General features: G+C 66.0%; 20 protein-coding genes. 11 read left to right on the forward strand and 9 right to left on the reverse strand.

Annotated features, from left to right (window positions below):
• Nucleotides 1-44 precede the first annotated feature (44 nt).
• Nucleotides 45-944, forward strand: coding sequence for a LysR family transcriptional regulator (locus JI664_RS16360; protein WP_207014838.1), 900 nt, complete (start codon nucleotides 45-47; stop codon nucleotides 942-944).
• Here the strand turns inward: JI664_RS16360 and JI664_RS16365 are convergent.
• Entirely contained in the window at nucleotides 941-2,128 is a 1,188-nt protein-coding gene (locus tag JI664_RS16365; protein ID WP_207014932.1) for an MFS transporter, read from the reverse strand. The two genes, JI664_RS16360 and JI664_RS16365, sit on opposite strands and share 4 nt — an antisense overlap.
• A gap of 391 nt (nucleotides 2,129-2,519) precedes the next feature.
• Between JI664_RS16365 and JI664_RS16370 the strand changes: the two genes are divergently transcribed.
• Both JI664_RS16370 and JI664_RS16375 read left to right on the forward strand, forming a co-directional pair.
• Nucleotides 2,520-4,304 (forward strand): autotransporter assembly complex protein TamA, encoded by a 1,785-nt coding sequence (locus tag JI664_RS16370; protein WP_207014839.1) that lies wholly within the window; start codon nucleotides 2,520-2,522, stop codon nucleotides 4,302-4,304.
• A complete protein-coding gene (locus JI664_RS16375; RefSeq protein WP_207014840.1) occupies nucleotides 4,304-8,236 on the forward strand; it encodes a translocation/assembly module TamB domain-containing protein in 3,933 nt (1,310 codons plus the stop codon). Before JI664_RS16370 ends, JI664_RS16375 begins: the two co-directional genes overlap by 1 nt.
• A 51-nt stretch (nucleotides 8,237-8,287) precedes the next feature.
• On the opposite strand, the gene JI664_RS16380 is transcribed toward JI664_RS16375, so the two are convergent.
• The 5 genes from JI664_RS16380 to JI664_RS16400 form a co-directional block, all read right to left on the reverse strand.
• Nucleotides 8,288-8,890: a glutathione S-transferase family protein gene (locus JI664_RS16380; RefSeq protein WP_207014841.1), complete on the reverse strand. Its 603-nt coding sequence runs from the start codon at nucleotides 8,888-8,890 to the stop codon at nucleotides 8,288-8,290.
• 74 nt (nucleotides 8,891-8,964) lie between these two features.
• Nucleotides 8,965-9,990, reverse strand: coding sequence for a DNA polymerase III subunit delta (gene holA / locus JI664_RS16385; protein WP_207014842.1), 1,026 nt, complete (start codon nucleotides 9,988-9,990; stop codon nucleotides 8,965-8,967).
• Entirely contained in the window at nucleotides 9,987-10,472 is a 486-nt protein-coding gene (locus JI664_RS16390) for a hypothetical protein (RefSeq protein ID WP_207014843.1), read from the reverse strand. Before JI664_RS16390 ends, holA begins: the two co-directional genes overlap by 4 nt.
• A 10-nt stretch (nucleotides 10,473-10,482) precedes the next feature.
• Nucleotides 10,483-13,038: a leucine--tRNA ligase gene (gene leuS / locus JI664_RS16395; protein WP_207014844.1), complete on the reverse strand. Its 2,556-nt coding sequence runs from the start codon at nucleotides 13,036-13,038 to the stop codon at nucleotides 10,483-10,485.
• A gap of 121 nt (nucleotides 13,039-13,159) precedes the next feature.
• Nucleotides 13,160-13,651 carry a DUF3576 domain-containing protein gene (locus JI664_RS16400; protein ID WP_286174138.1) on the reverse strand — a complete coding sequence of 164 codons (492 nt, stop codon included), beginning with the start codon at nucleotides 13,649-13,651 and terminating at the stop codon, nucleotides 13,160-13,162.
• A 592-nt stretch (nucleotides 13,652-14,243) separates the two neighbouring features.
• Here JI664_RS16400 and JI664_RS16405 point away from each other — a divergent pair.
• The 4 genes from JI664_RS16405 to JI664_RS16420 all read left to right on the forward strand — a co-directional run bounded on the left by JI664_RS16405 (nucleotide 14,244) and on the right by JI664_RS16420 (nucleotide 17,636).
• The gene (locus JI664_RS16405; protein ID WP_207014845.1) at nucleotides 14,244-15,140 is read left to right on the forward strand and encodes a porin; all 897 of its coding nucleotides are present in this window, start codon (nucleotides 14,244-14,246) and stop codon (nucleotides 15,138-15,140) included.
• Nucleotides 15,141-15,519: 379 nt separating this feature from the next.
• Entirely contained in the window at nucleotides 15,520-16,383 is an 864-nt protein-coding gene (locus JI664_RS16410; RefSeq protein ID WP_207014846.1) for a hypothetical protein, read from the forward strand.
• A 187-nt stretch (nucleotides 16,384-16,570) separates the two neighbouring features.
• Nucleotides 16,571-16,870, forward strand: a complete 300-nt coding sequence (locus tag JI664_RS16415; RefSeq protein WP_207014847.1) for a hypothetical protein — start codon at nucleotides 16,571-16,573, stop codon at nucleotides 16,868-16,870.
• A gap of 109 nt (nucleotides 16,871-16,979) precedes the next feature.
• Nucleotides 16,980-17,636 carry a YggS family pyridoxal phosphate-dependent enzyme gene (locus tag JI664_RS16420; protein ID WP_207014848.1) on the forward strand — a complete coding sequence of 219 codons (657 nt, stop codon included), beginning with the start codon at nucleotides 16,980-16,982 and terminating at the stop codon, nucleotides 17,634-17,636.
• Between the two features lie 68 nt (nucleotides 17,637-17,704).
• Here the strand turns inward: JI664_RS16420 and JI664_RS16425 are convergent, their stop codons facing one another.
• A complete protein-coding gene (locus JI664_RS16425; protein WP_207014849.1) occupies nucleotides 17,705-18,238 on the reverse strand; it encodes a L,D-transpeptidase family protein in 534 nt (177 codons plus the stop codon).
• A complete protein-coding gene (gene ribA, locus JI664_RS16430; protein WP_207014850.1) occupies nucleotides 18,235-19,299 on the reverse strand; it encodes a GTP cyclohydrolase II in 1,065 nt (354 codons plus the stop codon). The genes JI664_RS16425 and ribA overlap by 4 nt, the downstream gene beginning before the upstream one ends.
• Nucleotides 19,300-19,470: 171 nt before the next feature.
• Between ribA and JI664_RS16435 the strand changes: the two genes are divergently transcribed.
• Together JI664_RS16435 and JI664_RS16440 are read left to right on the forward strand one after the other, a co-directional pair.
• Entirely contained in the window at nucleotides 19,471-20,157 is a 687-nt protein-coding gene (locus JI664_RS16435; protein WP_109532635.1) for a response regulator transcription factor, read from the forward strand.
• Between the two features lie 486 nt (nucleotides 20,158-20,643).
• Nucleotides 20,644-21,432 (forward strand): exodeoxyribonuclease III, encoded by a 789-nt coding sequence (locus JI664_RS16440; protein WP_207014851.1) that lies wholly within the window; start codon nucleotides 20,644-20,646, stop codon nucleotides 21,430-21,432.
• A gap of 36 nt (nucleotides 21,433-21,468) precedes the next feature.
• Here the strand turns inward: JI664_RS16440 and doeA are convergent, their stop codons facing one another.
• Nucleotides 21,469-22,665: an ectoine hydrolase DoeA gene (doeA, locus tag JI664_RS16445; protein ID WP_207014852.1), complete on the reverse strand. Its 1,197-nt coding sequence runs from the start codon at nucleotides 22,663-22,665 to the stop codon at nucleotides 21,469-21,471.
• Between the two features lie 184 nt (nucleotides 22,666-22,849).
• Here doeA and JI664_RS16450 point away from each other — a divergent pair, with 184 nt between their 5' ends.
• Both JI664_RS16450 and JI664_RS16455 read left to right on the forward strand, forming a co-directional pair.
• Entirely contained in the window at nucleotides 22,850-23,326 is a 477-nt protein-coding gene (locus tag JI664_RS16450) for an Lrp/AsnC family transcriptional regulator (protein ID WP_207014853.1), read from the forward strand.
• Nucleotides 23,327-23,451: 125 nt separating this feature from the next.
• The gene (locus JI664_RS16455; protein WP_207014854.1) at nucleotides 23,452-24,909 is read left to right on the forward strand and encodes an NAD-dependent succinate-semialdehyde dehydrogenase; all 1,458 of its coding nucleotides are present in this window, start codon (nucleotides 23,452-23,454) and stop codon (nucleotides 24,907-24,909) included.
• Nucleotides 24,910-24,915: the final 6 nt, after the last annotated feature.

Genomic DNA, 24,915 nt, shown 5'->3' on the forward strand with positions numbered 1-24,915 from the left:
AGTTCGGATGGTTTTTGTTATGTTAGCTGTGCTAACAATACAGGATGGACTGGAAAGAGATTCCCTCGCTCTCGGCCTTGCGGGCCTTTGACGCGCTGGCGCGGCTGGGCAGCCTGTCCGCCGCCGCCCGCGATCTTAACGTGACCCATGCCGCGATCTCGCAGCATCTGCGGCAGCTCGAATCCGAGTTCGGCGAACCTCTGGCCCGGCGCGAAGGGCAGGGCATGGCGCTGACCGAGGCCGGGATGGAGCTGGCCGCCGCGCTTGGCGACGGGTTCGGCCGCATCGCCGAGGGTGTGACGCGCCTGCGCGACCGCAATCGGGTACGGCCGGTGGTGGTGGCGCTGACCCCTTCTTTCGCCGAAAGCTGGCTGATGCCGCGCATCGGCGGTTTCTGGGCGTCGCATCCGGATGTCGAGGTGCGGCTGGTGCCCGGCATCGCGCTGGCCGATCTGCGCCGCGACGGGATCGATCTTGCGATCCGCTTCGGACAGGGGAACTGGCCGGGGCTCGAGGCCGAGCCCGTGACCGAGAACCGCTTCTCGGTCGTCGCGGCGCCAAGCTATGACAAGGCGCGCAGCCTCGCAGATCTGGGCAAGCTGAAGGCGCATGACTGGTTCTTTTCCACGGGCTCCAGCGAGCAAAGGCTGTGGGGCGCGGTGATCGGCGTGAATTTCGAAACCGTGGGCGCGCGCGAACTGGCCAACAACGGGATGGTCGTCAGCGCGGTGCGCGCCGGGCTGGGCCTGTCCATTCAGGCCTCGGCGCTGGTCGAGCCGGATATCCGCTCGGGCCAGATGGTCCGCCTGTACGAAGGCGACGGCGACGGGCTGGGCTATTACATCGTGTCGCGCCCGGGCTCGCTGTCGCCCGGCGCACGGTTGTTCCGGCAATGGCTCAGGCGCACCGCGCGGGCGGAAGGCGCGGGCAAGGGGCCGCTTTAGGCCCTCGCTTCGTTCAGGCGCGGCAGGAAGACGGCCAGCAGGCCCAGCACCGGCAGGAAGCTGCAGATCTTGTAGACCGTGGCGATGCTGGTTGCGTCCGCCACCAGCCCCAGCGCGGCCGCCGCGATGCCGCCGATCCCGAAGGCCATGCCGAAGAAGACCCCGGCGATCAGACCGACGCGGCCCGGCACCAGCTCTTGCGCGAAGACGACGATCGCCGGAAAGGCCGAGGACAGGATAAAGCCGATGAACACCGTCATCACGCCAGTCCAGAACAGGTCGAGATAGGGCAGCGCCAGCGTGAAGGGCAGCACGCCCAGGATCGAGATCCAGATCACCGCCCGCGTGCCGATCCGGTCGCCGATCACGCCGCCGAAGATCACGCCCGCCGCCGCCGCCGCAAGGAACAGGAACAGCATCATCTGCGCTTCCTGCGCGCTGAGCCCGAAGCGATCGATCAGGAAGAAGGTATAATAGGCGCTGATCGAGGCCATGTAGACGTTTTTGGTAAAGGTCAGGAAGGCCAGCACCACGATGGTAATCACCACCACGCGGCGCGGCAAACCATGTTCGCGCGCGGGAGCGGTGCGTTTCTTCTTGCGGCGATGCTCGGCCTGCCAGCGCCCGACGAGGCTGAGGATCGTCATGCCCACCAGCGCCAGCGCCGCGAACCACGCGACCGACCCGCGGCCCAGCGGCACGACGATGAACGCGGCCAGCAGCGGCCCCGCCGCATGCCCGGCATTCCCGCCGACCTGAAACATCGACTGCGCGGTGCCGAATTTGCGCCCGGCGGCGGTGCGGGTGACGCGGCTCGCTTCGGGGTGGAACACCGCCGAGCCGATACCAATCAGCGACGCGCCGGCCAGCAGGTAGGGATAGGACGGCGCATTGGCCAAAAGCAGCAGCCCCACCATGGTCGAGCCCATGCCGACGGTCAGCGATTGCGAGAACGGGTAGCGGTCGGTCAGCGTGCCGACCAGCGGCTGCAGGACCGAGGCGGTGCCCATGAACGCGAAGGTCATCAGGCCGATCTGCGTGAAGTTCAGCGCGAATTCGTCGCGCAGCAGCGGATAGCTTGCCGACAGCACCGATTGCATCACATCGTTGATGAAGTGACACAGCGCAATCGACATCAGAACCAGATACTGCGTCTTCAGCACGGCGTCGCCCTGCAGGGGCATTTCGGCCGCGGCGGGAACGGGGCCGGGCAGGGGCCCGGACAAGGACACCGTCGCTTGCGGAATGCTGGAATCGGCCATGGCTGGTCCTTCACATGTGCAGGGGTGACATGATCGTGTGGTGCCGCAAGGTCAAGCTCTGGTCAATGCGCTTTCGCAAGGCACCTTTCCGCCACAGCACGAAAGCGGCGCGGGCCTGTCGTCACTCTGTTGTTGTGACATCGGGGCCTTTATGCGACATCTGCTTCAAAAGGCGGTACAAAGAGGACAGCGCGTGACACACGCGACGGCAGGACGGCGGATCATACCGCGCGCCGCCGGGGGCCCTGAATCCCGGCGCGAACAGGCGCTCAGACGGTTGCTCGGTCAGCCCGGACCCGGGCGCAGGCTCGCCATGGCGGCTGCCATGGCGCTGGCTTTGCCATTTGCGGGGACTCTTCCGGCCAAGGCGCTCGAAAGCATTGAGCTGAACGCACCCGGGGCCTCGGACACGCTGATCGAGACGCTGCGCGCCAGCTCGCTTCTGCTGACCGCCGAGGGATCCGAGCGGACCGATCCGCTGGATCTGATGGCCGCCGCGCGGGCGGAATATGGCCGTCTTATCAACCTGCTCTACGAAGATGCCTATTACGCGCCGGTGATCCATGTGCGCGTCGACGGGCGCGAGGCGGCGGATATCTCGCCGCTCAATAATCCCGGGCGCATCGACAACATCGTCATCGACATCGCGCTGGGCCCGCAATTTACCTTCGGCGAGATCGCCATCGCGCCGCTGGCGCCCGGTACCGAACTGCCCGCCGAATTCGCCCCCGGTCAGCCTGCCCGCAGCACCGTCGTGCGCGCCGCCCTGAGTGCGGCGATGGATGCCTGGCGCGAGCAGGGGCACGCGCTGGTGGAATCCGTGGGCCAGCAGGTCGTCGCCAATCACAATGCGCAGGCGCTCGATGTGCGCGTGTCGTTGGCGCCGGGGCCGCGGCTGAATGTCGGCACCGTGATCCCCGAGGGGAATGAGCGGACGCGCGACCGCCGCGTCGTCGCCATCGCCGGTCTGCGCCGGGGTGAGCTTCACACGCCCGAGAGCATTGCTGACGCCGAGACCCGGCTGCGCCAGACCGGCGCGTTTTCGTCCGTGGTGCTGGAAACCGCCGAGACGCCCAATCCCGATGGCACCGTCGATGTCACCGCCAGCGTGGAAGAAGCATTGCCGCGCCGCATCGGTTTCGGCGCCGAGCTCGACAGCGAGAACGGCGTCGGTCTGAGCGGTTTCTGGCTGCACCGTAATCTTCTGGGCGGGGCCGAGCGTTTGCGGCTCGAAGCCGAGATCGACGGCATCGCCGCGCAGGTCGGCGGTCTGGGCTTCACCCTGTCGGCGCTTTATACGCGCCCGGCCACGTTCAACCGCGACACGGATATGGAGCTGGGCCTGCACGCCGTGCGGATGAGCGAGCGCGACTACGACGCCGACGCTTACGAGGCCAGCGCCTCGCTCGTGCGGCGCTTCAGCGACACGCTTACCGTCAGCGGCGGGATCAACCTGCGTTTCGAGACCGCCGATTATTCCGGTCTGGACCGGGATTTCGGCACGCTCGGTGTGCCGGTTTCGGCCACCTATGACACCCGTGACGAGCCGTTGAACGCCACGCAGGGCTATTACCTGTGGTCCGAGGCGATGCCCTATCTGGGCTTCGCGCAAGCCGATAGCGGGCTGCGGCTGCGTTTCGACGGCCGCATCTATAACGATGTCGGAACCGACGGGCGGATCGTGCTGGCCGCGCGCGCGCAACTGGGGGCGGTTCTGGGGGCGGCCACCGACGCCACGCCGCGCGGCTATCTGTTCTATTCCGGCGGCGGCGGCACGGTGCGGGGCCTGCCCTATCAATCGCTGGGCGTGACCACCAACGGCGTCGATTCCGGCGGTCGGGGCTTTGCGGCGCTGTCGGCCGAACTGCGCGTCCGGGTGCGCGAAAGCTATTCCATCGTCGCCTTCGCGGATGCGGGCGCCGTGTCTTCCGGTGCGTTCTCGGGCGTTTACGGATGGCAGGCGGGCGGCGGCATCGGGCTGCGCTATGATACCCCCATTGGCCCGCTGCGGTTGGATGTGGCGGTGCCGATCCGCCGCAATGCCAGCGTGTCGGGCAATGATTTCCAACTCTACCTTGGCATTGGCCAGGCGTTTTAATGACCCGAAAACCACTCTCTGAAACGGGCGGACCGGCACCGAGGCCGCGCCGTCCCCGCTGGCGCTGGCTGGCGATGATCCTGACCCTGCTGACGCTGGCCGCGACCCCGGTCCTGCCGCAGAACGAAGACGAGGATGTCGGCATCCTTGCCGGAATGCTGCAAGACATGCTGTCGGATGCCGGGCGCGACGTGCGCATCCGGGGCTTCGAGGGCGCGCTGTCCTCGCGCGCCACCGTGTCCGAAATCTCGATTTCCGACGATCAGGGCGTCTGGCTGACGCTGATCGATGTCGTGATCGACTGGAACCGAAGCGCCTTGTTCGACCGCCGCGTGCAGGTCAACGAACTCAGCGCCGGGCGGATCGAACTGGCGCGGCTGCCGGTCACGAACGCGGCGGATACGCCCGCGATGCCCAGCCGCACGGCGCGTCCCGATTTCGCCCTGCCCGAGCTGCCCGTGTCGGTGAATATCGGTGAAGTCCGGGCCGATGTCGTCGCGCTGGGCGCCTCGATTCTGGGCGAAGCGGCGGAGTTCACCCTGACCGGCAGCGCCCAGCTTCAGGGCGGACAAGGCGAAGCCAGTTTCGATGCGCATCGGACCGACGGGGCGGGCGGGCAATTCGTCTTTTCCGGCAATTTCGACAACGAAACGCGCGAGCTGCGGCTCAATCTCGATCTGAGCGAAGGCGAGGGCGGGCTGGTCACGACGATGCTCAACATCCCCGGCAAGCCCGCTCTGGGCCTGTCTATCTCGGGGCAGGGGCCGATCAGCACCTTCGAGGCCGATATCGCCCTGTCGACCGATGGCACCGAGCGCGTCAGCGGCAGTTTTTCGTTCATCGATGAATCGCCCGATACCAGCCTGCTGACCGGCGGCGGTTTCAGCCTTGATATCGCCGGTGATCTGCGCCCGCTGCTGGCCGCCGATCTGCATCCGTTCTTCGGCGATCAGGCCAGCCTGCGCGCCACGGGACAGCGCGACGAAGACGGCGAAATCACGCTGCCCGAACTGAGTATTTCGACCGGCGCAATGCAAGTCGATGGCAGCGCGGCGATCAGCCCGCAGGGCCTGCCGCGCCGCGTGCAGCTTGTGGCCGGGATCATGCGCGATGACGGCGAGCCAACGGTTCTGCCGGGCAGCGGCGGTGCGGCGATGCTGCAAAGCGCCACGCTGCATATCGGCTTTGACGAGGATGTCTCGCGCGACTGGTCGCTCAGCGCCGAGGTGGACACGCTGGATCTGACGCAGGCGACGCTTGGTTCGACCACGCTGTCGGGACGCGGACGTCTGGGCACCAGCGTCGTGGGCGACGGCTCGCCCCTATTCGAGGGCGTGTTCGAATTTGCTGCGCAGGACATCGAGGCCCGCGATCCGGACGTGCAGCGCGCGCTCGGGGATCAGTTTCTGGGCCTCATCAGCCTGAGCCTGACCTCGGCGGGCGATCCGCTGGAACTGACCGGCCTGACCTTCGAAGGCGATACCGTCTCGCTGACAGCTTACGGCTCGCTCGAAGGGCTTAATTTCACCGGCTTCACCGAACTCGAAGCGCCCGACCTGTCGGTTTTCTCGGGCCTCGCGCAGCGGCCCGTGGGCGGCCATGCACTGGCCACCATCGACGGGTCGGTCAACGCGCTGACCGGGGCGTTCGATCTCGGGGCCGAGCTGACCACCACCGATCTGTCGGTGGGTATCGCCGAGGCCGACGCGCTGCTGGCCGGACAGGCCGGGATCCAGCTGTCGATCCGCCGCGATACTGAAGGCACGACTTTACGCAATCTCGATCTGCGGGCGGGCACGCTGCAACTGAATGCTGAAGGCTCGCTGGAACCCAGCGCCGCCGATATCGCTGCGCGTCTGGTGGCCAGCGACCTGTCGCGGCTTGGTCCGGGCTATGGCGGACAGGCGCGGCTCGATGCGACGCTGACCACAACCGAGGTGGCGACGCGGCTGCAGCTTGACGGGTCGGTCATCGACCTTGCGCTGGCCGATCTGCCAGCGGCGCAGATCGTCGGCGGCATCTTCACCGGCTCGAACAACCTGCGGGCGGATCTGTCGCTGGTCGATGGTGTTACCGAGGTCAGCGAACTGACGCTGACCGGCCCCCGTCTGGATCTCGAAGCCGAGGGCAGCTATTCCGCCGAGCGTCCGGACCTGACGCTGCGGCTCAACCGGCTTGATGTCGCGGCTTTGCGGCCGGGCGGGCGTGGGCAGATCTCGGGCCGGGCCGAGATGAATGGCGAGGACGGCACGACCCGTTTCGGCCTGTTCATCGACGGGCAGGGACCGATCGTGACCGGCATCGATCCGGTCGATGCGCTGGTCGGCACCGGGCTGCATCTGGAAGCGCGCGCCACCGCCACGCCCGACGGCGCGCTGACTATCGACACCGCGCGGCTCGATGCGGATGGCGTGCGGGCGTCGATCACCGGGGCGCAGCAATCCACGGGCGAGGCGCGCTTCGCCATCGAGGCGGCTTTGCAGAATATCGGGCGACTGGCGCCGGGTCTTGCGGGCAATCTGACGCTGGCGGGCGATGTCGCGCGCGCGGCGGGCGATACGGGCTACCGCGTGGATCTGCGCGCGTCCGGCCCGCAAGGCATGACCGCCACGGCGCGCGGGCGGGTGAACGAGGATTTCACCATGGCCGTGCAGCTTGACGGTCAGGTACAAAGCCAGCTTCTGAACGCGATGCTGGAACCCGCCAGCGTCTCTGGTCTTATCCGTTTCAACGGCTCGATCAACGGCGCGCCGGGGATCGACGCGTTGCGCATGAATGTGTCACTCAGCAACGGGCGCTACGCATTGCCCGCCGCTGGCATCGCCTTTGCCGATGTCTCGGCTCAGGCGCAACTCGACGGGCTGGCCGCGCAGGTTCAGCTTGAGGGCCGCTCGTTGTCGGGCGGCAGCGGGACGGTCAGCGGGCGCATCCGGCTTGATCAGGGGGCGGATGCCGATCTGAGCGTGCAGGTGCGCAATCTTGTCGTGCAGCAGGCCAACCTGTTCGATGCGCGGGTGTCGGGGACCGTCCGGCTTGTGGGCCAGATCGGCCGCAACGCGCTGGTATCGGGCGACGTGACGCTGGACGAGGCCGAGATCCGCATCCCCAACTCGCCGCTTGGCCGCGCGGGCTTCGGGCTGCAGAATCTCAGCCATGTGGGCGAAGACGCGGCCAGCCTGCGCACGCGGGTCAATGCGGGGATCGCCACAGGCACACGCGTAGGCTCGGCGCCGGTGCCGCTGCGGCTGGATCTGCGGATCAACGCGCCCAGCGGTGTGTTCGTGCGCGGGCGGGGGCTGGATGCCGAATTGGCCGGGACGCTCCGGCTTGGCGGGACGACCCGCGCCGTGGTGCCTGCGGGCGATTTCACGCTGGTGCGCGGGCGTCTGGACCTGCTGGGCAATCGCTTCACGCTGACCGATGGTTCGGCCAGCATGATCGGCAGCTTCATGCCCTTCATCACGCTGATCGCCACGACCGAAAGCGAAGGGGTCGTGACCTCGATCACCGTGACCGGGCAGGCGAACAGCCCCGAGATCGAATTCTCTTCCGTGCCCGATTTGCCCGATGACGAGATCCTCGCCCGCCTGATCTTCGGGCGCGCGCTGACCTCGCTCAGCCCGTTTCAGGCGGCGCAGCTGGCGCTGTCGGTGGCGACGCTGACCGGGCGGGCGGACAATTCGATCATCAGCCGCACGCGGGAATCCCTGGGCCTCGACGATCTCGACTTCACCGTCAATGACGAGGGCACGACCGAACTGCGCGCCGGTCGGCGCATCAGCGATCAGCTCTATACGGACGTAACGGTCGATGCGACGGGCGAAAGCGAAGTGTCGATCAATCTGGATCTGACCGACAGCATCACGCTGCGCGGCAGCGCCGACAGCGAAGGCGGCTCGTCGGTCGGCATTTTCTTCGAGCGGGATTACTAAAGGCCACGCCCCGGTCGCACCGGGGCGGGCCGTTGGGGGCTCAGTGGGGGCTCAGTTCTTGGACATCGTCGCCTTGAAGGCCGGGCGCGCGGTCACGCGTTCGAAATACTCGACCAGCGTGGGCTCGGTGACCTCGAATTTCGCCGATTTCGCCCAGAGCAGGCAATGGCCCAGCACGATATCGGCTATGGTGAAGTTTTCGCCCATCAGATAGGGGCCATCGCCCATCCGCCGCGCCATGCTGCTCTGGTTGCGCGAGAATTCCCAGCGCAGCGATTCCTTCACCTCGGGCACGCGCTTGTCTTCGGGCAGGATGAAGCTGTGCCGCGCGGCGGTCCACAGCACCGAGTCGAATTCATCGAGCGCGCAATGCAGCAGCATGTCCTGCCGCGCGCGGGCCAGCGTGCCGGCGCGGGCGGTGAACTGATCATGGGCATCGGCGAGATAGTTCAGGATCGCCGTGGAATCGGTGATCGGCTCGCCCTCAACCAGCAGAACGGGCACCTTGCCGCGCGGGTAATGGCGCACCACGTCGTCGCTATGCGGCTTCACGCCGAGATGCTCATACGGCACACCCAGCTCTTCCAGCATCCAGACCGCACGGGCGGCCCGGGTCGATGCAGCGCCGATCAGGGTGTAATTCGGGGTGGACATGCGCGCTCCTCCTTGGCAGTCGGGCGGCATCAAGCCATGCGCGGGGCGCACAGGCAACCCCGCCGCTGCGTCATTCAGCGGCGTCCGGCCAGCCGGCAGAGCCGGACCAATGCGCGTTCGGCAAGCGCGCGCGTCGGTGCGCGGGTCGACGAGCGCAGCACCAGATCGGTTTCCGTCAGCCCGCGCAGGGCCTCTTCCACGCGGGGCAGGGACCACATCTTGGCCTGCCGGAGCAGCTTGTCGCGGCGCGGGCCGAAAACCGGGGGGCGCAGCGTGCCGATGGCCTGACTGGGCCCGCCCGGCGCGCTGACCAGCGCATGCAGCACCCGGAAGTGACGCGCGGCGCCGATGAACACCGCGACCGGCTGCACGCCCTGCGCCGATAGCCGCGACAGGACCGGCGCCAGTTCGCCCACCCGTCCCTCGGCCACCACGTCGAGCACATCGTCGATATCGGCCTCGTTCGATTGCGGGGCCAGCAGGGCGACTTCCGCCGGGCTGAGCGGCGTGTCGTCGTTGAGCTTGTAGAGCGAGATCCGCGTCAGCGTCTGGCGGAAATCGCCGGGTTCCAGCATCTGGCCCAAAGCCAGCAGGTCGCGCATCGTCTCGTCGGGGATCTGCGTCAGCCCGGCCTCGCGCAGCATGGCCTCGATCTCGGCCCGGCCGGGCGGATCGTCATAGACGGCAAGACACAGCGCGCGCTTGTCGCCTTCGAACAGCTTGCGCAGCTTCGAGCCGGGGGTGAGCTGCCCGGCGGTGGCGACGATCATCGCATCGCCCTCGGCCCATTCGGCAAGCGCGGATTTCAGGGCGTTGACGGCGTGGTCATTGGCTTCGTCGATGACCAGCGCGCGGGGGCCGGGAAAAAAGCCCTGCGCCTTGATCGCGTCGACCGCGCCCGAACCGTCCTTGCGCAGGTCGCTGCCGGTCAGACGGGTAAGGCGCATTTCGCTGTCGCCGTTGGGGCCGACATGCGCGGCGACGACCTTGGCGCGGCGCTCGGCCACCCGCATCGCATCGGCACCATAGATCAGAAGCCCCGGCACGCGCGGATCGGGACGGCTGAGAAACCCGGTCGCATCGCGGGGAGAAAGCTTCATTCCGCGGTAAGGCCCGGCTCGGTGTAAAGGCGCGTGACGACCGAATCGGCCAGCATCCGCATCAGGCGCGACTCGGCATCCTCGGCAGCGGTGAAGCTGGCAAGCTGGGTGCCGGTGGTCGAATAGGCGGTGTTGCCCGCGACCTCGCCCTGCGCGACGGTCTGGCCGGACGCGGTGTCCGTCAGGGTAAAGGCAGCGGTGCCGAAGATCTGCACGCGTGTCGCGCCGAAATCCTGCACGTCACCGCCGCCGACTTCCTCGGTTTCGATCGTGTAGGCGAGCGCATAGCGCGGCGCCGTGGGCGGGCCGAGGATCTCTTCGACCGCGCGCAGGAACTGAAAGTCCGAGCGGGAGACCGGATCATCGACACGCACAGCGTTGCGCAACGCCGTGCCCGCGCCGCCCGGCCCATAAACCGGCGTAAAGCCGCAGCCCGCCAGCGCAAGCGCCCCGGCAAGCCCGAGGAAACCCCGTCTGTTCAATGTTCTGGTCTCAGACCACCACATTCACGATCCGCCCCGGCACCACGATCACCTTCTTGGGCGTGGCTCCTGCCAGCACCCGGATCACAGCTTCGTCGGCCAGCGCGGCTTTTTCAACCTCTTCCTTGCTGGCATCGGCGGGGACGGTGATCTCGGCCTTGCGCTTGCCGTTGAACTGCACGGGCAGGGTGATGCTTTCATCGACCAGCATCGCCGGATCGGCCTTGGGCCATTCGGCCAGCGTCACCAGCCCGGCGCCGCCCAGACGGTGCCACAGATGCTCGGCCAGATGCGGCGTCATCGGCGCCATCAGTTGGGCCAGAACGCGCGCCGCTTCCTTCTGCACCGCGCCCGAAGCCTTGGTGCGGCTCAGCGTGTTGGTGAATTCGTAAAGCTTGGCGATAGCCTTGTTGAAGGCAAACCCCTCGATCGTCTGCGTCACGTCGTCGATGGCGCGGTGCATCGCGCGCTTGAGGTCGTCGTCGCCCTCGCCCGCGGTGCCCGGATCCATCGCGGCGATCTTTTCGCCCAGCGTCCAGACACGGCCCAGATGTTTGTAGGCGGCTTCGGCGCCCGCAGCGGTCCATTCGACGTCACGCTCGGGCGGGCTGTCGGACATCACGAACCAGCGCGCGGTATCGGCGCCGAATTGCTCGATGATGGCGACGGGATCGACCACGTTGCGCTTGGATTTCGACATCTTGGCCGAGGGCACGATCTCGACCTCGGTGCCGTCAGCGAGGAAGCCCTTGCCGTCCTTCAGCTCGACATCCTCGGGGAAGTGATAGACCGCGCGGCCTTTGGCGTCGCGGGTCTGGTAGATCGCGTGCGTCACCATGCCCTGCGTGAACAGCGCGTTGAACGGCTCGATGGACTTCTCGGAGAGGTGCCCCGTCTTGTGCATCGCCCGCGCGAAGAAGCGCGAATACAGCAGGTGCAGAATCGCGTGCTCGATGCCGCCGATATACTGGTCGACATTCATCCAGTAATCGGCCTCGGCCAGATCGGTCGGCGTGTTGGCATGGGGCGCGGTGAAGCGCGCGAAGTACCACGACGAATCGACGAACGTGTCCATCGTATCGGTTTCGCGCTTGGCCGCCGCGCCGCATTTCGGGCAGGTGCAGTCGCGCCAGATCGGATGACGGTCCAGCGGGTTGCCGGGCTTGTCGAAGCTCACATCCTCGGGCAGGCGGACCGGCAGGTTTTCTTTCTTCTCGGGCACCACGCCGCAGGTGTCGCAATGGATCACCGGGATCGGGCAGCCCCAGTAGCGCTGACGCGACAGGCCCCAGTCGCGCAGACGGAACTTGGTCACGCCCTTGCCGACGCTCTTTTCCTCGCAGAAAGCGATGGCGGCATCGACGGCGGCTTCGCCGGTCTGCACTTCGGACCCGGCCAGAAGCCGGACGAAGCGGACGGGCTCGGACTTGGCGGGCACGAAGGCTTCGGTCAGGGGCGCTTCCTCGGTGCCCTCGGGCACGAAGACGGGCGGGATCGGCAGGCTGTACTTGGTGGCGAATTCGAAATCGCGCTGGTCATGCGCGGGGCAGCCGAAGATAGCGCCGGTGCCGTAATCCATCAGGATGAAGTTGGCGACCCAGATCGGCAGCTCCCAGTCGGGATCGAATGGGTGCTTGACGGTCAGGCCGGTATCGAAGCCCTTCTTCTCGGCGGTTTCCAGCTCTTCGGCGGTGGTGCCGCCCTTGGCGCATTCCTCGCGGAAGGCCTGCAGAGCGGCGTTATTCTTGGCCAGCTCGCGGGCGAGCGGGTGATCGGGCGAGATGCCGACGAAGCTTGCGCCCATCAGCGTGTCGGGGCGGGTGGTGTAGACCTCGATCTCGCCGTTGCCGTCGGTCCGGTCAAAGGCGAATTGCAGCCCGCGCGACTTGCCGATCCAGTTGGCCTGCATCAGGCGCACCTTTTCGGGCCAGTCCTTCAGCCCGTCCAGCGCGTCGAGCAGCTCTTCGCTGTATTCGGAAATCTTGAAGAACCATTGCGTCAACTCGCGGCGTTCGACATCCGCGCCCGAACGCCAGCCCTTGCCGTCGATGACCTGTTCGTTGGCCAGAACGGTCATGTCGACCGGGTCCCAGTTCACCACCGCGTTCTTGCGGTAGACGAGGCCCGCTTCCAGCATGTCGAGGAACAGCGCCTGCTGCTGGCCGTAATATTCGGGATCGCAGGTGGCGAATTCGCGCGACCAGTCGATCGACAGGCCGAGGGGCTTCATCTGCCCCTTCATCACCTTGATGTTGTTATAGGTCCACGTGCCGGGATGACCGCCCTCGGCCATCGCGGCGTTTTCCGCGGGCATCCCGAACGCGTCCCAGCCCATCGGGTGCAGGACCGAGAAGCCCTGCGCCTTTTTCGTCCGCGCCACCACGTCGCCCATCGTGTAGTTGCGCACATGGCCGATATGGATGCGACCCGACGGGTAGGGGAACATCTCGAGCACGTAGTATTTCGGGCGCGAAGGGTCGACCTTGGCAGTGAAGCACCCTTCGGCATCCCAGGCGGATTGCCAGCGGGGTTCGATCTCTTGCGGCGAATAACGGTCGGCGGACATGCGGATTCCTGCGAAGTGTAAGGGCCGGACGAATGAAAAGGCCGGGCGAAACGCCCGGCGGTGTCTTACTCTCGAACGCGCAGGGATTCCAGCACGGGAATATCCCTGACGCGATTCGGGCTCAGAGCCCCAGCTCGCGGATGCGGATCTGGCGGGCGCGGGTGAGGATGGCGTTCTCTACCGCGCGCACGGTTTCGGCGCTGGCCGGGCCGTTGCGGGTGATCAGCGCCACGTTGAGCGAGCGCGCATCGAGCGCGGCATCCGTCACCGCGATAGTCGCGCGGTAGGGGCGCCCGCCGCCCGGCGGCGTGCCGTAGCCCGTGGTGATCACGCCCGAGAACGGATCCACCTGTTCGACCGGCAGGAAGTCGAGCACTTCCAGCGAGGCGGTCCAGATATAGCGGTTCACCGTCAGAACGGTCGACGGATCCTCGCGCCCCGAGAACAGGTCCCAGATCGAGTCGGTGGACCCGGTTTCCTCGACGCGCTGCTGAAGCGCCTCGTCGCGGGCGGCATCGCCGCCACCGCGGAAGAAGCTGCCTCCGCCGCATCCCGCAAGCGCGAGAGAGATAACGAGGGCCGCAATGACCTGCATCGCCGGTTTCGTGCTCATGGGTCCGTCACCCTTGTTGTCGTCCACCAATGCTTCATGAGGCCCCGCCTGCCTGCCCGAAGGCTGTCCTTTTGCAAAGACGCATGCGTGGCGTCCCAAGACGCGCACCGCGTGTCTACCCGAGCGGAGGTTGGCGAACAAGGGTCGGCGCGTCCGGCCGCCCGCCTGCTCACCAGCTATTCATCCCTACGCGCCCGCGCGTGCCCGCATGTGCGCGAGAGGCTTCTATGCCTGCCGGGCTGTGCCGCGCCGATTCCCCGGCACATCCCTGCGCCACTTCCGGCGGCGCTTTGCCTCGAAACGGGCAGCGCGTGCGATTCTCTTTCGTCCGCGGTCGCATGGCTCTGGTGGCGGGCGCGGGATGGGATAAGATGGCAAAAGCGGCTGAAAACCACCGTCCGGGCGGCGTTGCGGCACCCGAATCCTGTCCCGGAAAGCCCGGTGGAAACAGCGGCGTGGCAATTCTGCATCACAAATCGACGGAGTTCCGGGGGTGTTTGTGCGTATCTTGCATTGGGGGGGCAAAGGCGAGAAACAGACACAGACCCAGCTTGCGGACAAGGTGGGCAGTTATAACGCAACGAGGGAAACCATGAAGAAAATTCTTCTCGCTTCGACCGCCCTGGTCCTGTCGGCCGGCCTGGCCCACGCCCAAGGCCTGACCATCACCGGCGAAGGCCGCATGGGTGTCTTCTTCCAAGACAACGGTTTCGTGTCGGCTTGGACGCAAGAAAACCGCCTGACCCTGAACTTCAACGTCTCGGTCGAAGCCGATCACGGCCTGACCTTCGGCGCTTGGACCCGTGCCCGTACCCAGTCGACCAACTGGGGCAGCTACGCCGGCATCTTCTCGGGCTCGCGCGTTTGGGTTGAAGCTTCGGGCCTGCGCCTGACCTTCGGCAACATCGACGGCGCGATCCGTGGCGCTGGCGTTGCGATGGGCTACGGCGGCGGCTGCGGCATCGGCTACGAAGGCGGCACCCTGTGCGGTGACTCGCTCGGCCTGGTCGGCAACGGCACCGTGTCGCAAGGTCAGTCGTCGACCGGCGTCGGCCCGGGCTCGCGTACCCGCATCGACTACACCTTCGGTGAAACCCGTGTCGCTCTGTCGCACGACCGTAACGGCAACACCGAGCTGGGTGTTCGCACCTCGTTCGACGCCTTCACCGTTGCTCTGGGCTACTCGGACGGCGACGCGTTCATCTTCGGCGACGTCTGGACCATTTCGGGCCACTACGACGGCGGTTCGTGGGGCGTTGGCGCTCTGATCACCGACTTCGCTGGTTGGACCAACTACGCCATCTCGGGCAACGTGAACCTGGGCGGCGGCGACCTGTACGGCTTCGTCGGCCAACTGTACGACGACGCCACCTACGGCATCAGCTACGGCTACGACCTGGGCGGCGGCGCCACCCTGACCGTCGGTGCCGAGCACACCGCCTACAACGACGTGACCTTCGGTTCGGTCGGCGTTGCCTTCACGTTCTGATCCAGAACGCGACGGACTTTTGGAAGAGCGGGCTTCGGCCCGCTCTTTCTTTTTGCGCGAAGCTGAACTGCGCCATTTTCCCGTGGGCCGACCGGCAGCCGGGCCGGGACAACGACCCGGGGCGCGGCAGCTGAGTTTCCGGATCACCCCGATCCCCGACACTTTGACATTTCACCGATGTTCGTTTTCCGGGCAGGGCCAACGGCGCTGCGCGTTTCAAAGGCGCGGGCTGCTTGCGATCTGCTGCACCCGCTCGGAATATGTTGCTGCGCCGCAACAAAACTCGTCAGTGTAAAAGAAGGTTCACGTTTCCTCTCGTAGCGCCATGCAAAATACCTGACAAAAACACTCAGGACAAACTTTGCGAGAGCGCACAACAATGAAAAACCTCCTCCTCGCCACCACGGCCCTGATCGCTTCGGCGACCATCGCCAATGCGCAGGCCGTCACCATCTCGGGCGAAGGCCGCATGGGCGTCATCGCCTTTCACGGCCCGGTCTTCGGCGTCTGGAGCTGGGCGCAGGAAAACCAGCTTTCGCTCGACTTCAACGTCGCCATCGAAGCGGATCACGGCTTGAGCTTCGGCGCGCTCACCACCGCCGAGATCGCCAATGGGTCGGTCGGCGTCTTTTCGGGCTCGTCCGTGTGGGTCGAGGCCAACGGCCTGACCCTGACCTTCGGCAATACGCCGGGCGCCGTCTATACCGCTGGCCTTGCCGTCGATACCTGCCTTGTCGGCTATGAAGGCGGCACGATCTGCGGTGACGATGCGGGCGCCGATCTGGCTTTCGTCGATTCGGACACCGACGGGGTTGGTCCGGCCAACGTGACCGCCGCCTATGCTTTCGGCGACACCACCGTTGCCGTCTCGCACGAACGCACCACCGGCGAAACCGAAGTCGCGGCGATGACCTCGTTCGACGCGTTCACCGTCGCTGCCGGTTACACGACCTTCGCGTCGGGCATCTGGACCGTGTCGGGCCATTACGATGGCGGCTCGTGGGGCGTGGGCGCACTGGTCGTGTCGGACGGCTCGACCACCAATTACACCGTGTCGGGTAATGTCGCGCTCTATGGCGGCGCGCTCTACGGTTATGTTGGACGCGAATTCGGCGGCCAGACCTATGGTCTGAGCTATGGCTACGATCTGGGCGGCGGCGCCACCCTGACCGCGGGTGTCGAACATTGGGATATCGGCGCGGGCGCGACTTCGGCCTCGATGGGCGTGGCGTTCACGTTCTGAACCACCCCCGAGACGCGTTTGAACGGGCCCGTTTGCGGGCCCGTTCTTGTGTTGCGCGCCGTGCTGCCTTGCGAGCGTGACCGCTGCGCACGCGATCGTGTGAGCGGAGCGCCGCTCAGACAGCGCGCGCTGCATTCCGTTTGTGTGAGAGAAATGATACAGTTAGGAACATTTTCAGTTGGTTCTCATGCGCAACATCATTCTCGCTTCCGCTCTGACCCTGCTCGCCGCGCCTGCGGTCGGGCAGACTTATGTGGTCCATTCCTTTGATTCGCGTTTCGGTGTCGGCTATTCAAGTGACCCGAATTCCAGCCAATCGTCGCTGCAGCCGCTCTATCAGGGGCGCTACAATGCCAGCTTCCGCCATACGTCGGATACCGGCGTGATGTTCCGCTTCGATCTGGGCGTGACGGTGGGCAATCTGCCCGACCGGCCGCTCAATGACCGCGACAATCACGGCGAAGCGCTGCCCGTTTCCCAGAACTGACCGTTCCAGACCCGTTCATCTGAGACGCGACGGGACGCAGAGCGATTTACATCCCCGGCCCGCTGTGGCTTCCTCGCGGCACGCCGCAGATGGATGCTCCGGAGGTCCCATGTCGCTGAAAGATATCAATGATCGTCTGAAAGCCGCCGAGGCCCGCGCGGGCCGCGCGCCGGGATCGGTCACGCTGATCGCCGTGTCGAAGGTGCAGCCGGTCGAGCGCGTGCGGGACGTTCTGGCGCAGGGACAGCGCATCTTCGGCGAGAACCGCGTGCAAGAGGCACAGGGCCGCTGGCCGTCGCTGATGCAGACGCATGACGATATCTCGCTGCACCTGATCGGTCCCCTGCAAAGCAACAAGACCCGTGCGGCGATGGAAATGTTCGATGCGATCCATTCGGTCGACCGGCTGAAGCTGGCCGAGACGATTGCGCGGATCGCCGACGAGATCGGCAGTTGCCCGGACCTGTTCGTGCAGGTCAATACCGGCGCCGAGTCGCAGAAGGCTGGTGTGCTGCCCGACGATACCGATACGCTGGTTACGCAGATCCGCGATCTGTCGCTGCCGCTGGAAGGGCTGATGTGCATCCCGCCCGTCGATCAGGACCCGGCCGCGCATTTCGAGCTGTTGCAGGCGCTGGCGGCGCGCAATGGCCTTGAGGGGCTGTCGATGGGCATGTCGGACGATTTCGAAACCGCGATCGCGCATGGCGCCACGCATGTGCGCGTGGGTTCGGCGATTTTCGGCGAGCGGGTTTACCAGGGCTGAGGCACGTTCGCCGGGGAAGGGGGGCTGTCTGCCCCCCTCGGCCTGCGGCCTCACCCCCCCGAGGATATTTATGGATCAAAGATGCCGGATGCGGGCGGGACAACGATTTCCGTGCCGATCTTCACGCGCGCGGCGATCCACAAAAGGTCTTCGCGCGCGAAAGCGAGGCAGCCGGCGGTCGGATAACCGGGGCGGCGCCATGTATGGACGAAGATCGCCGAGCCCTTGCCGGGACGGGCCTTGGGGTAGTTCCAGTCGGTGACGAGGATCAGGTCATACATCGGGTCAGCGCGGCGCAGGCGTTCATGGCTGGCCTTGAGCGGCGCGCGCACCGGGTGGTTATAGGCCGGATGCGCGGGGTCGTCGCACCACAGATCGCGCGGGCCGATGGGGTCGGCCCAGCGGGGCAGGGCGCGGGCTGGCAGCCGGTCGGGGCGGTAGAGCAGGCCGAGGATCCGGTGGCGGCCTGACGGTGTGGCCCCGTCGCCTTCGCGCTTGGCGTCGCGGATCCCGCCGCGACCGATCACACAGGGAAAGCGGCGTCCGGCGAACAGAACCCCCGTGGGCGTGAGGTGAAGGGCGTCGTATCTGACGCCCTTCACAGCAGGTGGCCCGATTTCGCCGCCTTGGTTGCGAGATAGGCGGCGTTTTCGTCCGTCAGACCCACTTTCAGGGGCACGCGCTCGACCACGTCGATCCCGCCGGTTTCCAGCATCGACACCTTGCGCGGATTGTTGGTCAGCAGCCGGACCTGCGAAAAGCCCAGCTTGCGCAGAAGTTCGGCGCCGAGGCGGAAATCGCGCTCGTCATCTTCGAATCCCAGCCGGTGATTGGCCTCGACCGTGTCGAAGCCCTGATCTTGCAGCGAATAGGCGCGCATCTTGTTGGCAAGCCCGATGCCGCGCCCCTCCTGATTGAGATACAGCAGCACGCCCGCTCCCTGCGCCTGCATCGCGGCCAGCGCGGCGTGCAGCTGCGGGCCGCAATCGCATTTGAGCGAGCCCAGTACGTCGCCCGTAAAGCAGGCGGAATGCAGCCGCGCAAGGACCGGCGCGTCGCGCAGGGGTTTGCCGACCTCGACTGCGTAATGCTCGGTCCCGCCGTCCTGTGGTCGGAAGACATGGAGCCGCCCCACGCCCGCGAGCCGCATCGGCAGCCGCGCGGCGATGACCGGGTCGAGCCGGGTTTCGGGCGCCTGCGTTTCGGCGATGGTCAGCTGCGTCAGGCCTTCGGGTGGTTCTGCGCCGGTCACGATCAGCGCGGCGGGCAGAAGCTGGGCGGATTTGACCAGCCGGATCGCCGCGCGGTGCAGATCGGCGGTGCCGTCGCGCTGGGATTGCATCGGCCCCTTCATCGGGTGGGTCAGGTCGTCGGCAGGATCGGCAAGGGCCTCGACCCAGCGGGCATCGACATCGGCGGGGACGATGATGCGGGCCAGATCGCCGTCATAGGCGCGGGCCTTCAGCGTGGCGGCGCGATGCTCGGTCAGGGCGACCACCGGCTGGCCGAGCCTGCGCAGCGCGTCGAGCCGGGCATCGTCAAGCGTTTCGGCGGCGACGATCAGCGCGGTCTGCGGGCCGTCCGACAGCATCACGGGCAAACCCACGCGCAGGTCGGCGCGCGCGCGGTTGAGGCGTTCGAGAGGGCCGGGTGACAGCGACATGATCCGCCTTCGACTGAAACAATTCACCCGTGGATGTAAGACACCGGCGGGGAAATTGAAACATAAGCCGGGCATCCGACACGAGCGCGTGAGAAATACCGCCGTCGCTTGAACGAACCGCGCCGCTACAACACCTTATGGGTAACAGACCGCGAGCCCGAGGACGGACCCATGGCCAAACTGAACAAGATTCTGCTTGTCGACGATGACGAAGACCTGCGCGAGGCGCTTGCCGAACAACTGGTCGATACCGAGGAATTCGATACCTTCGAAGCCGGTGACGGCGCTTCGGGGATGGAGCGCGTGCGCGACGAGCAGTTCGATCTGGTGATCCTTGATGTAGGGCTGCCCGACACCGATGGCCGCGAGCTGTGCAAGCGGATGCGCAAGGCTGGGGTGAAATGCCCGGTAATCATGCTCACGGGGCAGGATTCGGATGCCGACATGATCCTTGGGCTCGATTCGGGCGCGAATGATTATGTCACCAAGCCGTTCAAGTTTCCCGTGCTTCTGGCCCGGATCCGCGCGCAGCTGCGCCAGCATGAGCAATCCGAGAATGCGGTGTTCCAGCTGGGTGACTACCAGTTCAAACCCGCGCAGAAGATGCTGGTCGATGAAAAGGACCGCAAGATCCGCCTGACCGAGAAGGAAACCAATATCCTCAAGTTCCTGTACCGCGCGCCCGACGGGCTTGCCCCGCGCGAGGTGCTGCTGCACGAGGTCTGGGGATACAATGCGGGCGTTACGACCCACACGCTTGAGACGCATATCTACCGGCTGCGTCAAAAGATTGAATCCGACCCGTCGAATGCGCGGCTTCTGGTGACCGAGCCGGGCGGATATCGGCTGGTTCCCTGAGGCCCGATTCAGGCGGGCAGCGGTTTACCCTAAGGTAACGTCCCGCTGTCATTGTGGCTTCATGGGTTTTCTCATCCCCTGCGTGTCGGGGTCATGACACGCTCCTCCCTGTTGGACTGGTCCGGGCTTCGGCCCGGACCTTTTTTTCTTGGCGCGGGCACGCGTCCGCACGGGGCGACGGCGGGCCGGTTGACCGGCCTTCCCCGGAAAAATGACCTCAAAGGGTTGACCCGGCAATTTCCGTGACTTGATCTATCTTAATGTGGCGCGTTCGCCGCAGAGGTAACGAGTCAATTCTCCCTGTTGGACTCGGGCCCCGCCGCAGCTGCGCGGGGCCTTTTTTTCACCCCGTTCGTGGCCTGTCGCCCGGCGGGCGAACCCGTAGGATTCGGGTTTTGCCCCGGCGGGCGAGCGTGTAGACCCACAGGGTGCAAAGAAACGGGCGCGAGGCGCCCGCGCGACAGTTCGGGCGCGAAAGGAAATCCCATGCCGTTCACCCTTGCCACCTGGAACATCAATTCCGTCCGCCTGCGCAGCCCGCTGGTGCAGAAATTCCTGACCGAGGAAGCGCCCGACGTGCTGTGCCTGCAGGAATGCAAAAGCCCGGTCGACAAGATCCCGCTCGCCGATTTCGAGGCTCTGGGCTACGGCCACATGGTTGCGCGTGGGCAAAAAGGGTACAACGGCGTGGCCATCCTGTCGCGTCTGCCGCTCGAAGATGCGGGGCATATCGACTGGTGCCAGAAGGGCGATGCGCGCCATGTCGCGGCCCGGCTGGAAAACGGCGTGACGATCCACAATTGTTATGTTCCCGCCGGTGGCGACGTTCCCGACCGCAGCGTCAACGACAAGTTCGGTCACAAGCTGGATTTCGTGGCCGAGATGCGCGACGTGTTCCGTGATTCGCTGCCCGAGAAGTCGATCCTCGTGGGGGATCTGAACATCGCCCCGCGCGAGGATGACGTGTGGAGCCACAAGCAGCTTCTGAAGGTGGTCAGCCACACGCCCGTCGAGATCGAAGCGTTTGAAGAGGCCCGCGCGGCGGGCAAATGGGTCGATATCACCCGGCAGGACATCCCCGAGGGGCAGGTCTATTCGTGGTGGTCCTATCGCTCGCCCGACTGGGACGCGGCGGATAAGGGGCGCAGGCTGGATCATATCTGGGCCAGCGGCGATATCGGCGCGGCGGGCCATTCCTCGCGCATTCTGCGCCATGTGCGGGGCTGGGAAAAACCGTCGGACCACGCGCCGGTGCTGGCCACGTTCGACATCTGATTGTCGGGGCCGCCCCTGCCGGGCGGCCCCGCTTCGTCAGTGCTTGATCAGCATCTTGCGCGGCAGGTCGCAGAAGACCTCGGGCGCGGCATCGGTGATGGCGATGGATTCGGTGGTCTCGTAACCCCAGGTATCCATCCACAGGCCGGTCATGAAGTGAAAAGTCATGCCCGGCTCCAGCTCGGTCATGTCGCCGCGGCGCAGCGACATCGTGCGCTCGCCCCAGTCGGGCGGATAGCTCAGCCCGATGGAATAGCCGCAGCGATTGTCCTTGATGATGTCGCGCTTTTCCAGCGACTTGAAGAACGCGTCGGCGATGTGGTGGCAGGTATTGCCCGCCCGCGCGGCGTCCAGTCCGGCCTCCATCCCCTCGATCACCGCTTTTTCGGCTTCCAGAATCTCCTGCGGCGGCTTGCCCAGAAAGATCGTCCGCGACAGTGGGACGTGATAGCGCTGATAGCACCCGGCGATTTCGAAGAACGTGCCTTCGTTCTCTTTCATCGGCAGGTCGTCCCATGTCAGGTGCGGCGCGGCGGCATCGGGGCCTGACGGCAGCAGCGGCACGATGGCGGGGTAATCGCCGCCATGCCCGTACCATTCGTCATAGCGCAGCCCCGCATCGTAGATTTCGGCCACCAGATCGCATTTGCGGATCCCGACCTCGATCTTGTCGGCGATGCGGTGGTGCATCCGCTCGACGATCCGCGCGGCCTGCCGCATGTATTCCAGCTCTTTCTCGGACTTCACCGCGCGTTCCCAGTTGATGAAGCCGGTCGCGTCCTTGAACTTCGCGTTGGGCAGGCCGTTCTGCAGCCGCTCATAGGCGCGGGCCGAGAACCAGTAATTGTCCATCTCGACGCCGATCGTGCCCTTGTCCCAGCTCTTTTCGATCAGCTGTTCGCACAGATATTCCATCGGGTGGCATTCGGTCGACTGCACGTAATGGTCGGGATAGCCGATGACGTTGTCGCGCTGGATCCAGACGGTGCGGTAGGCGCCCTGCGCGTCCTGCTGGCGGCCGAACCAGATCGGCTCGCCCACCGGGCCGACGATGACGCATTGATGGACATAGAAGGACCAGCCCCCATAGCCTGACACCCAGGACATGTTCGATGGATCGCTCAGGATCAGCATGTCGAAGCCCTGGGCTTCCATCTTCAGGCGCAGCTTCGACAGCCGCTGATTGTACTCTTCGGTGGTATAGCGCTCGGGCGTGCGTTGCAGCTTGTTCATAGGGGGCTTTCGCTGGACAGGCGTTGAAGGGCCGTCGGACTTGCCGATACCGCCACCCTGTCGCTCAGAACCTGACCTAGCAAGCCTTGGATCGGAAAAAACTGTCATGAACGCGCTCGCGCCCGTTCCGGTCGTCTATTGGACACGCGATTGACAATCGCGCCCCGGCCCGGATCATGGCGGGATGGATACGCGCCTCGACGACAGGGACATCGCCATACTGGCCATTCTCAGCCGCGAAGGCCGAATCGCCAAGACCGAGCTTGCGGCGCGGGTGAACTTGTCGCCGACGCCGGCCTGGGACCGGATGAAGCGGCTGGAGCAGGCCGGGCTTATCCGGGGCTACCGGGCGGATGTCGATCTCGAACGGCTGGGACCGCATGTGCAGGTATTCGTCACGCTCGAGCTCGACAGCCACAAGGCCGAGAATTTCCAGCATTTCGAGCGTGTCGTCGCCCGGATCGAGGCGATCACCGGCTGCTGGGCGATAGGCGGTGGCTATGATTACCTGATGCAGGTGGTCACGACCGACGTGGCCGCGTTTCAGGACCTGATGGACGGGCTGCTGGAAAGCCGCGCGGGCGTGCGGCGGTATTACAGCTACATCGTCACCAAGCCGGTCAAGAATGTCCCGCCCGCGCTGGCCTTGCTGGGTGGTTGACGCGCAGGTCAGGTGATCTTTCGGGGTCCCGCGCCGGGAACAGAGGAATCCTCTGCCCGGGCCGCGCGGAACAGGCAGAGTCTCTGGCGCCCGCGCGCGACGATGGCCCCGACAAAGGAGCCCCCATGACCCAGATGCGCCCCACCCCGACCCCCTGGATTTCCGACACTGCCCTGCTGTGTACCGAAGGCGACTTCCCCGGACAGGGGCGGCTGGCCGTGCGCGACCCCGCGACCGGCGATCTGGTCGCGCAGGTCGCGATGTCCGACGCCACTGGCGCGCGCGCGGCGGTCGATGCCGCCGATGCCGCCTTCCCGCTCTGGGCCGGGATGCTGCCGCAGGACCGCGCGCGGCTATTGCATGGGTGGCACGACCGGATCATCGCCGCGAAAGAGGATCTCGCGCGGATCATGGTGGCCGAGCAGGGCAAGCCGATCTCCGAGGCGCGCGGCGAAATCGATTACGCCGCCAGCTTCGTGCAGTTCTATGCCGAGGAAGCGCTGCGCCCGAATATCGAGGGCGTCACCAGCCATCTGCCCGATGCCGAGATGGAGCTGTGGCGCGAACCCGTGGGCGTGGCCGCGCTGATCACGCCGTGGAACTTCCCCTCGGCGATGATCACCCGAAAGGCCGCCGCCGCTCTGGCTGCGGGCTGCACCGTGGTCATCCATCCGTCGGCCGAGACGCCGCTGTCGGCGCTGGCGCTGGCGGAACTGGCGCGCCAGGCGGGCCTGCCCGATGGCGTCATGAGCACCGTGGTGGGCGACGCGCCCGCGATCGTCGGGGAATGGACGGCGGATCAGCGGGTGCGCGCGCTGTCCTTCACCGGCTCGACCGAGGTCGGGCGCCTGCTGTATCGCCAATCCGCCGATACCGTGAAGCGGCTGGTGCTGGAACTGGGCGGGCACGCGCCGTTCATCGTCTTTCCCAGCGCCGATCTCGACCGGGCTGTGGCCGAGGCGGTGAAGGCCAAGTTCGCCACCTCGGGGCAGGATTGCCTTGGCGCGAACCGTTTCTACGTCCACCGCGATGTCTATGACGCCTTCTGCACCCGCTTCACCGCCGCGGTTGAGGCGCTGAGCATGGGGCGGGGCATGGACGACCCCGATATCGGCCCGCTCATCAACGAGAAAGCCATCGCCAAGCAGATCGAGCAGGTCGAAGACGCGCTGTCGAAGGGCGCGCGGCTGCTGACCGGCGGCAAGGTGGCTGCGGACAAGGGGCCGCTGTTTTTCGCGCCCACCGTTCTGGCCGATGTCCCCGACAGCGCCCTTATCATGAGCCAGGAGAATTTCGGCCCCGTCGCCCCTGTCACCCCTTTCGATACCGAGGAAGAGGTCACTGCGCGCGCCAATGACACCGAATACGGGCTGGTCGCCTATGTTCACAGTCAGGACCCGCGCCGGATCTACCGCATGACCCGCGCGCTGCAATTCGGCATGGTGGCGGTCAACCGCACCAAGGTCACCGGCGCGCCCATTCCCTTCGGCGGCGTCAAGCAGTCCGGGCTGGGGCGCGAAGGCGCGCGGCAGGGGCTCGAAGCCTTCACAGATATCAAATATGTCTGCCGCGACTGGGGCTGAAACCGG

The organism is Rhodobacter sp. NTK016B (assembly GCF_017303295.1).
GTDB lineage: Bacteria > Pseudomonadota > Alphaproteobacteria > Rhodobacterales > Rhodobacteraceae > Pararhodobacter.